The sequence below is a fragment of the Asticcacaulis sp. genome, from assembly GCF_051956075.1.
Taxonomy (GTDB): Bacteria; Pseudomonadota; Alphaproteobacteria; order Caulobacterales; family Caulobacteraceae; genus Asticcacaulis.
The window spans coordinates 58,689-69,346 of the sequence record NZ_JBQCGA010000030.1; the positions used below are offsets into that span (position 1 = coordinate 58,689).

Annotated in this window: 5 protein-coding genes; 4 read left to right on the plus strand and 1 reads right to left on the minus strand. The window is 54.7% G+C overall.

Features of this window, described 5'->3' with window-relative positions; genetic code table 11:
* Window positions 1–43 precede the first annotated feature (43 nt).
* Complete coding sequence (locus ACTHLA_RS08130) at window positions 44–5,440, minus strand: DUF4011 domain-containing protein (RefSeq protein ID WP_440187113.1); 5,397 nt, start codon at window positions 5,438–5,440, stop codon at window positions 44–46.
* A 177-nt stretch (window positions 5,441–5,617) separates the two neighbouring features.
* On the opposite strand from ACTHLA_RS08130, the gene ACTHLA_RS08135 reads away from it, so the two are divergent.
* The 4 genes from ACTHLA_RS08135 to ACTHLA_RS08150 all read left to right on the plus strand — a co-directional run.
* Complete coding sequence (locus ACTHLA_RS08135; protein WP_440187116.1) at window positions 5,618–7,867, plus strand: AAA family ATPase; 2,250 nt, start codon at window positions 5,618–5,620, stop codon at window positions 7,865–7,867.
* A gap of 14 nt (window positions 7,868–7,881) precedes the next feature.
* A complete protein-coding gene (locus ACTHLA_RS08140; RefSeq protein WP_440187119.1) occupies window positions 7,882–9,486 on the plus strand; it encodes a hypothetical protein in 1,605 nt (534 codons plus the stop codon).
* A 576-nt stretch (window positions 9,487–10,062) separates the two neighbouring features.
* Window positions 10,063–10,374 carry a helix-turn-helix domain-containing protein gene (locus ACTHLA_RS08145; protein WP_440187122.1) on the plus strand — a complete coding sequence of 104 codons (312 nt, stop codon included), beginning with the start codon at window positions 10,063–10,065 and terminating at the stop codon, window positions 10,372–10,374.
* A partial coding sequence (locus ACTHLA_RS08150; protein ID WP_440187125.1) for a hypothetical protein occupies window positions 10,364–10,658 on the plus strand: 295 nt, incomplete at its 3' end. The genes ACTHLA_RS08145 and ACTHLA_RS08150, both read left to right, overlap by 11 nt.

Genomic DNA, 10,658 nt, shown 5'->3' on the forward strand with positions numbered 1-10,658 from the left:
TAATTCCTAAATTTCAGAGCGCAAGCCGGGTTGTCGACTACGCTCAGGCATTCGCCTTAATGATCTTCTCGACCACCGCTGGCTTCACGTAGCTACCGACAAGGATTTCAACCTCTTCGCCTTCCTCGGCTCCAAGCAGGGCTTGAGCGATGGGTGCCTCATGGTTCACCACACCGTCAGCAGTGTTGCTCGCGCCTTTGGAAACCGTGACCTGAATGACCTTTTGATCATCCAGCAAATAGCGAATACGCACCGTGTCGCCGACATTGACCCCATTGGCGGCCTTTGGTGCGGCGCCTGGCTTCGGAGGAGCGACAATTGTAGGACGCTCAAGGACGATATCCGATTTCGGGGCGGCGTTAGCCTTTGGCGTCGAAGGCTTTTGAACGTAATCGGCCTCTTTCTTTTTCAATTCCGCCATACGCTCGGATATGACAGATCGCAGCCGTTCCGCTTCGTCGCGGGAGTTGTTAAACCAGTCGGTCGACCATATCCGGTGCAGCCGCCATCCCAGTCCTTCAAGGACTTCTTGCCGTAGCCTATCGCGATCACGCGCCGATTTCGCGGAATGATAGCTTGCACCATCGCATTCAACACCGAGGATGAAACCGTGGGGCCAGTGGGGATGGCGCACGCCAATATCGATGAAATAGCCGGCCACGCCGACCTGCGGCACAGGCTCACAACCCATCGCCCTAATCTGGTCCATGACGAAAATTTCAAACTCGGAGTCAGCCTCACGGTTGGTGAACACGCCAGCTTCCAGCACGCCGGTCGCTGAATATTCGAGCCAGCGTTTGAGCATGTATGCGCCTGGGTTGCCGCTTTCTTCCGCGACCACGTCGCTCGCGTCCATAGACGAAAAGGTAATGATCTTTTCCTTGGCACGCGAAAACAGGACGTTCAGACGGCGCTTACCGGCAAGGCCATTAATCGGCCCGAACCGTTGCATCACTTTCCCGCCCTCGGTTTCAGGGCCGTAGACCGTGCTGATGAAAATCACATCGCGTTCGTCGCCCTGGACGTTTTCAAGGTTTTTGATGAAAAAGTACTCCAGCCCATCCCGCTCGATCTGCCACTTCTCGACATAAGAGGCGGCATGATTGTCGTTACTGAGGGCGTACTCAAACTCCTCCCGGATCAAGGCTTGTTGCGCCTGGTTTAGCGTGACGATGCCCAATGACCGGCCACTATCATGACGCATAAAGTCCAACGCCGCTTCTACGACGGCGCGCGCTTCCTTCGGATTCGTGCCCGACTTGTACAGTCCCTTGGTCGCACGAAACTCCACGCCCATTCTGGTGAGGCTTTCCGTGGCCGAGGGGAAAACGACGAGGTTATCTTGATAAACCATCCGGTTTGAAAATTGGATGAGACCCGAATGGCGCGAGCGGTAATGCCAACGCAGGCGACGGGAGGGCCGATACGTACCCTTTGCCATTTCAAGAATGGATTCGTCGATGACCGTATCGTCTTCTTCCACCTCCGTGTCTTCAAAGGTTTTCTTGAAAAAGTTGCTCGGCGGTAGCTGATTGGTGTCGCCCACGACCACGATTTGCTTCGAACGAAGCAAGGCGCCAATCGCTGCTTCCGGCGGCATCTGCGAGGCTTCGTCAATGAGGCAGAGGTCGAAATGCACTGCTCCCTTCTTGACATATTGCGCCACTGCCAACGGCGACATCATCCAACACGGTTTCAATTCCAGCAATGCCGCGCCGGCCCGGTCGGTAAGATCGCGCACAGGTACAAATCGCTGCTGCTTGGCAACCTCATTCTCGATCAATGCCATCTGCGTCCAGGTGGAGCGTTTACCCACGCCATTACCTCTCGGCGGATGGCTATTGCGGTACAATTGATGGCGAAGCTGTTCGCGAGACAAGTCGATGAGCTGGCGATCTTTTTTCGCAAGCGAGGCGCGCAATTCATTCAACGTTCGGCCAGGATATTTTGCCAACACGGAGCCATGGATGGCGTAAATCCGGCGGCCCAGATATCGCGCGCCGAGGGCTTCGACGATGTTTGCAAACCCGGATAAAGATTCGCCATCTCGAACCACGTGCGAAACCACGTCGTTCAGACCGGTACCCGTGACGGCGGCGAGCGCGGTGGCAAAACTCGCGTGCTTAAACAGACCGTTATTGTCATCCGCCGCCATACTCAAGGCTTCGGCAATCGCTTGTGCATCGCCCGCCCTGGTAAAGGCTTCAGCCGGCGTTTTCGAAATCTCGCACGTCTTATTCAGCAACGCTCGACTGCGTTCAGTCGCATCAACGACAGATGCAAAATGGCCAACGGCGTCATCGATACGACCAGTGTTATGTATGGCGATGATCTGGACAGCAAGCGGGGACGCCTCCTTTGCCCATGCCAGCGACCATTGCAGAAACTCGGTCTGGGTATGCGCCCCGTCAAACCGGTCGCCGCATATTGATTTGACGGTTTCAAAGGTGGCAAGCGACCCGTGTTGTGCCAGCAGGTCACGGATGCGAATGGCCAGATTGGGAAGCGACTTCACGGTCACGTCCGAAGGCGACTTAAATAGGCCGACCAACGGCGTAAGCTGTTCGAGCGCGTTGCCCAATGCCGCTATTTCAGCGTCCGCCTCGGCGATGTCATTTTGCAGTTCTTCAAAAACTTCGACCGGCGGCAGCGTAGGAATGTCGGTCAATAGCTCAAGTTCATCCAAATCGGCCGAACGCAGGAAGTTGCGCAACGAGCGTCGGTCAGGCGTCCCAAACGCGTCATTGACCGAGTTGAAAAATGCCGCCATCGCTTCAAACGGCGCGAAGTCGGTATCGACGCCCCGGAAATGCAAACCGAATACAGCCGCAGTTTGCGGGCTCGACAAAAATACCTGTTCCTCTCGCCGGTACGAAGCAACCTCTTCGAGTAACGCTGCCGAGCTTGCCTTATCAGGCTTTCCCGAAAGCGAGAGCGCGTGGGCGCGACGGATCGCATTGCGGTAATTGGAAGACAAAAAGCTGAATAGCCCTGACGAACGAATGGTTGCGGCGTCTGCCGCTAAACTATCCGCCGTCGCGTCTGATGGCAGCGATGCTTTGGTACTCAGCGCCGCCTTGCGGTTTTGCAGTGCCCGCCCGGCGGTGCAGAGTTCCGCCAAAATGGACAGCGCGGCAGGCTCAGCCATTTGAGCTGTGCGCAAAGAAAGTGGAAGTTGGCCCGCTGAACGGACCATGTGATGGGCCGCAACAATATCTTTGAAGCGCCATTTCCCCGCGTCAGGGACGTGCTTGACAAGCGGTTGGACGAGTTCATAGCTTTCACGCGCCGACACCAGCGCGTCACGCGCATATTGCAAATCGGCCGCAAGTTTGTCCGTGTCAATCGTGTCGATTTGTGCGTCTGCGCATATCAAAGAAATGCGGTCGACGATTTCGGCGACATCCACCGCTGCCGGGCGCGTCAATATCGCGCCCAGTTCTTCGCATTCCTTGGCGTACGCAGCGCACGCGTCGATGAAATCCGCCACTTGCTGGGACGTGGTGGCGTCCAGCAGCGCAAGCGCCGCAGTTCGGCTCTGTCCTGATAACTCAAAGAAATCACGGAGCACTTTTGCTAGGCTTGTGAGTTCGGCGACCTTCGTTGCCTGCTCAAGCCCAAAGTCGGGCAACCTCGATCTGGCGTCCGCAAGGGCGCGAAACGCCACCGACGCTTGCCTTGCCTGTTCGCAGGCCTCTTCCACAGTGAATTTATCGGGGTCGGTTAGCGTCGTGTCTCGCCAAGCGGCGGACGCGCCAAGGCGCTCGTTGTGTGCATCTTCAACGGTTTGGGCGATGGCACGTAGGCGGCCAAAGCCAAGCCGGCTTAAGAATTCCGGCGAAACAGAACAGGCCGACAGCACCGCGATTGGTATGCCTTCCAGGGCCGGAGAGGTCGCAATGCCCTTACCGAGAATCTCGTGCACCGTCATATCGGTGCCGGGTTCCGTCGAAGTGAGAACATCGATATAGGCGGCTAGATCGGATCGGACCTTCCGATATTCGGCAATACGGGCGCTGAAATCTCGGTTTGGGTACGGAAGATCCATTTCCATCCGGTCGCGGATCGAAGAAATTACCTGTTCGCGGGTGGAGCGGTCGGCCTGGAGGGGCAGCAGAAACTCGCCGAGGCCACAGGCCTCTAGCCGCGACTTGACGACGTTGAGCGCTGCCAGCTTTTCAGCAACAAATAAGACCTTCTTATTATTGGCAAGGGCAACGGCGATGGCATTGACAATCGTCTGGGATTTGCCAGTTCCCGGCGGTCCTTCGACCGCCACATTTGCGCCGCGTCCGATGTCAACAAGCGTACTGAACTGTGAGGAGTCGGCTTCCCTGACCAGCAGGGGGACATGCTTCTCGATGTCAGGTTCATCGACATTGTACTCTTCGGCGAAGGGCAGTGCAGCATCGCTATTAACACCGCCGAGGAGATCGCTGACGAGCGCGCTTTTTGAAATCGCCGGATGTGCCGGGTCGAGGTCGTGATACATCGCCATCTTTGCCGATGGGAAAACACCGATCACTACCTGCCGACGCACCTTCCAGGTCAGCCCCTTCGGTGCAAGTGCTGCGATATCGGCGAAATACTGCTCAACCGACGCCCCGTCCCAGGCCGGCATCTGAATGCCGAATTCCAGCTTCAGTTTCTCGTGCAAGACGGCGTTTGCCTCCGGCTCGTCGCCGAGGCTGTTTATCCGGAATTCACTGCCGTTCTTGCTTCTGACCTTCTCAACCTCAATCCCGGCAAGCAGCAGCGGCGCAAATGCGGTTTTCGGTTGATCCGGCTCAGACCATTCCAAAAAGCCGTAGGCCGTGTGAAGCACGTTGATGCCGGTCTCTTGCAGCCAAGTGCGGCACTTTGAATTTATCGAGTCGAGTTTTCGCTCCAAATCCTTCGGCAACAAAAGAGTCTGGATATCGTTATCTGTATGGCGCCCGTCTTCGTGGCGTTCGGACGGCAGCGGTAAGTCGTACGAAGGCGTAATGCCGTTATTGCGGGCGTGTTGAATCAGGTTGACCTGGGCCTTGTTGGGGCGAACCGGCATCCCGAGGCTTTCTCGAACGCGGTCTTTCAGCGCGCGTTCAATTTTCCGCAATTGATCTGGGTAATCGTCCGCGTCAGCATCTGCGCTTTCGAGATCGGTCGAATAGGTGTCGTCTGTAATGCGGGCGCAGCTAAGTGCGGTGCGAAACGCCTGCGTTTCTTCGTCCTTCGGATCGTCATCAATTTCCGGCAGCGGCACGATTCGCATTTTTTGGCCGTTGTTCAATTTATAGAACAGCACGTCCGGCAATTCGTCGACGACACGGACGAGCGAACTCGTCTTTGTACTGAAGCTGGTGGCCAGCAAAGGATTGCGTCGGCTCAGGTCAAGCAGTTTCGGGCGCAGGTTCGTTACCTTAGTTTTTACAAGGTCTTGTAGCTGGTCCAGCGCCATGGGGTGTCCTCCGGTCAAGGAAGTTACTTGCAATAGCGGCATGACACAATCGATTGTTGAATAATTGCCGGCTCCATGAGCGGGTTGGCCAGTGCCCACTCGTTCGCCGGACGGACTTTCTATTTTGCACGCACAGGTTTATGGTGTGCCGAAAGGGGACAATATCAGAGACTAGCCGTGCTTACATCGCTGAAAAAGATTGAGAATCTAGGAGTATTTTCTAAGTACGTTGCCGCGAATGATCTCCCGGAGTTTCAGCGCTATAACGTCATTTACGGCGACAATGGCTCCGGTAAAACGACGCTATCGCGCTTGCTTGCATCGCTCCCGGCTGGCGGCCATGCCGCATATGCTGACCTGAAATATTCCGTTACGACCCAGTCGGGTGCATTCACGCACGGGCAGAATTATCCGAGAAAAGTCCGTGTCTTCAATGCCGATTATGTCGAGGCGAATGTCGGCCAGTGCGAAGGACCTATTCCGCACATTCTAATCATCGGGGAAGATAACAAGGCGCTTGCCCAGGAGGTCGCCGATGAACAGGCCGCCTGCACCGGCCGAATTAGCGGGATCGAAGCTGCGACAAGCAATATCACGAAGCTTGAGAGCGATCGAGGCAAGCTATTCTCCGCCATCGCCAAAACGATTGGGGAGGCGATTAGCGGCACCACGGTACGAAGCTATCGAAAGCCTGACGCTGAGGCAGCCTATTCCAAAATAAAAATATTCTCAGAATTGTCTGACGAAGAATTGGCGGTTCACCGGGCGACCGTGCACCAAGAACAGTTGGATAGCGTCAACAGCGTATCCTTCCCAATTCAACCTCAGGCCGACGGAACAGGTCGAAATCTTCTCGAAATTCTCGAATCAATTCGTGATGATGTAAACATTTTGACGGCGCGTACCGCTCAGTCTGCGGTGATTGCTCACCTTCAAGAGAACCCTGATATCTACGATTGGGTTGAACGCGGCATTCTCATACACCGCAATCATAAGTCTGAACGATGTGAGTTCTGCGATCAACAACTTCCAGCCGCGCGTCTGGTGCTGCTGGCTGGTCATTTCAGCGATGAAGATCAGAACCTGAAATTTGATATTGAGGCAGAGCAGAAGCATCTTGATGTCGTGCGACACTACATCCGTGAGATGGTTGTACCTGCCAAGGGACAATTTTATTCTGAATTACGCGACGAAGCCGATGCTCTCGCGGCCGCGCTCGAATCGGCAAAATCCTATGCGCTGAAATTTGTCGACGAGGCCTACGCATTACTCGCGCAAAAGCTAACCGAGCGAACCGTATCGTACGCGGTGAACTTGCCGTCCGACTTCAGCGGATTGTCGGCGGCCGTCGCCAGCGCGAAGGCTCTTTGCGAACGCCACAATCGCAAAACGTCAGCGTTTGATCAGGAAAAGGCGACGGCCCGCGACGCCATGGAAACTAGCTATCTGTCTTCGATTTCCGGCCAAGTCACAGCCTATGACGACGAAATCGCCAAGGCTAGGAAGTTGATCGACGATCTAAAGGCGGGCGCGTCGGCCCCATTTGCGGGGCGCAGTCTGGACGATTTACAAAATTCCATCGTTGAGAAGCGTGCCAAGGTCGCAAACGCTCATACGGCCGGCGCAGACCTTACTAAACGGCTTAAAAATTTCCTAGGGCGCGCGGAGCTTACCTTCGTGTCTACCGACGAGGGATATTTGATTCATCGAAGAGGTAAGCCGGCAAAGCGTTTGAGCGAAGGGGAGAAGACAGCAATTGCCTTCATCTATTTCCTTGTTCAACTTAGCGATCAGACATTCAATATTGCCGAGGGCGTCGTGGTAATCGACGACCCGATCTCAAGTTTGGACTCCTCAGCAATTTACCAAGCCTTCTCTTACCTCAAGAATGCGGTGAAGGATGCCAAACAAATTGTCGTGCTCACCCATAACTTTGATTTCCTGAAACTGGTGCTGAACTGGTTCCACGGCATCCCAAAAAGGGCAGGTTTGAAGTCATATTTTATGATCGCCTGCACAGAAGACGAGAATGGGCGCAATGCACATCTGTGCAAGCTCGATCAATTACTTCATGAACACGCGTCCGAATACCAGTATCTTTTCAAGAAACTCTATACGTACAAGTCGGACGGAACGATCGAAAGTGCCTACCATATTCCAAATGTTGCGCGAAAAGTGCTAGAGACCTTTCTTGAATATTACGAGCCCTCTGCCGCTGGTCTCTACGAAAAGCTTGACGAAGTTGACTTTGATCCTTTGAAAAAAACCGCAATTTACAAGTTTGCCAACGATCTCTCCCACATGACCGGCAAAGGGTTTGACCCTGCACTGGTGGCCGAGACCCAGAAAAACACAACATACCTTCTGGAGATGATCGCCGCCCTGGCGCCGAAACACTACGCCGGCCTCGTCAAGTTATCCTCTTAAATTTCGGGCTGCCGATGCCGCGCACACGTGTCCTGAATAGTGAGCGGCTAGGCCGCCTGGGTGAGCGCCAGTTCGCGCTGCAATGCCACCCTTCCTTTCACTGTAATAAGGCAGAGGAAGACAGAACTGGTTGGGACTATTACGTCGAATGGCCAAACCCTTCGCCTGATACTTCCATCATCGATACACGGCCCGTTCCAATTTCCTGCGCGGTCCAGGTGAAAACGATTTGGACTTCGACCCATATCGTTACGGCACCGCTGAGTTCAGTCGAGCGACTGGCAAAGGAGCCGAAGCCGTCATTCTTCTATGTAATGCAGATGGCCGACGACGGGCAGTTGGTCGCGGCCTACGTCATACACATCGCGGGTCAGTTTCTTGAACGCATATTGAAAGCACTTCGCCAAGCTCATGTGGAGGGCGTCGATCCGAGCGAAAAAACTTTCAGCTTTTCCTTGAAGAAGTGGGCAACCAATCTGTCTCTCGCACGAGAAGCATTTGGCGATTTTGTTGAAACCGTCGTGGCCAAAGGTATGGCTGAATATATTGAGCAAAAGCGCAGACAGCTTGATAATTTAGGATATTCGGCGGAACGCCTTACAATAAAGGGCACCGCCCATTTCACCGGAAAAGACCAGATTATCGACTGCTTTATTGGAAATTCCGATTTTTCCTTTGAAATAAAGGAAGCTCTCGATCTTCGATTTGGCATTGCCGCGTCAGCCCCGGGGTTGCTGGGACCTGGGAAGGCGCGATTTATGCCGGGCGACGATAGTAAATGCCAGGTGGTTTTTTCAAGGGGACCATTGTCGGAGGCTTTTCTCTTCCCGGCGGTTTTTATCGCGTTGCCGGAGTCACTGAATCCAGGCGTCCGAGAAATAATCATCGACGCTGAATTATTTCAGATGACTTTAGCCATGGTGATTTCGAACGATGGAAGCCCGATTGTCTCGATCAATTTCTCGATGAAGAACGACCGTGTTCACGAAATTCATCACACAGCGGACGAATGGGCGAAATTATATTCATTATTAGATAGCGCATCGACCGGGGAACTTCGCCTCGAAATACGCAGGGAAGCAAGTCAGCCAATAAGGGGCTCAGTTGGATTTCAGGCGTCAGGCCCATCCCATGGATGGTCTGGGGTCGTCGCCATTATGCGAGGCTTAAAAAAAGTTTTGAACGTCGCGGGTTTCCCAAACACCACATTCCGGATTGATACTGCCATGGATCACTGGCAATCAATCGCATCTTTGCATGAGATGTTGGAAGGTATTGACGCTAAATCGACGCTCAGCTTCTCCGTGGCTGGCATTGAACAGTTCACCTCCGGCGAACCAATGGATGTGATCCACTTTTCGACCATTCCGTTGGACCAAACCGCGCTTGTCTACGGGATAAAATATTATGTCGCGCCGGTCGAGGAAGCTGACGGAAAAACAAGGTGGCACAGCGACCGATATGAACTGATCCAACTAACATGTATGCCAGTTACGGAAGACGGCTCATTGCCGTCAACCGCACACGACTGGATGAATCGAGTGGCCCAAGAAGGGGGCGTCAACATTTATATCGTCGCGGGAATACCCGCAGTTCAGGACCGCACTGAAACGGTATAACGCATTGCTAATCTTCAACCGGAGTTCATGCCGGCGCGGACGCGCCTTCGCGAGGCGGAGGGGAACGCCTGGCCCCAGCAAGGACAATCAGACCGGCCGAGTGGCGGTCGCCGGCGACGTTGCCCCGACGTTTGATCCGTTTAGTCAGAGAATAACGGACCATTATGACGCTTACGGCACTATGGCCATTAGTTCAGCAGATGAACGCTTTGGAGCGCGAGACTGAAAATATATGTGACGAGTTTGAACCTCCTCCCGTCGACATGTTCCCCCGAATAATACCACCGTCCCGTTTGCTTTCCACTCGCGTCTATGTCACATTGACAGTGCAGCCGCCACATGCGGTTGTGGGGCCGTAGTAAGCTTCGGAGTTACTGGTTTGACGCTGGCCATTTCCAGCGCACTATCCTTTGACCTCTGTTCTGGTCGGGGAGCCTATGGCGTATGCAATAGGCCCCGGCTAAAGGCCATAGGGACCGAGTAACTCCGGTTTACTAACTCCCCGATCACCAAAGCTCAGAAGTCGACCAGGCGGTATGCACCCGCTTGGCCTCTTCGATTGGAAAGGGGTTAGACATGCGTAAGCTTAGAGCGGTGCGTCGGCCAACAGGCGCTGATACAGGTATTCACAATTCCAATATCGTCAATGAGCGCCTTGGCGAGATCATGCGCGAGCGCCGCAGGCAGATAGGTCTGTCGCGTCAGGGGTTGGCCGATCAGCTCGCCATGAGCAAGGGCGAGATCCGCCGTTACGAGAAGGGCCTAATCCCTTTCGGCGCGGACATGCTGGTGGCGATGCGCATCGCTCTGAAGGTGCGTATGGGCTTCCTCACCGACCCCATCACTTCACTGGTCCGCAAGACGGGAGTGTCGCGCCATGTCCGCTGATGATCGCCCACAGACGAGAACCCCCGATGTAACGCCCGGCTATGCCACGCGCGAATTTGAAGCCGCCCAGTCCATGATCGCCTCGGCGTCTGACGCAAATATCGACAGTTTGCTGAACCTGATTCTGCTCGGTGACCAGCGCAGCGAGAACGATCACCGTGAACCGCTACCGCACCACGATTGGGAGGCTATCCGCGATCAGGCGGGCGCAGTTCTGCTTCAACGCCTGCAAGGGCAAGGGGCGGGTGAGGGACAAGTGAAAGGCGGCGATGCCGACTGGTACG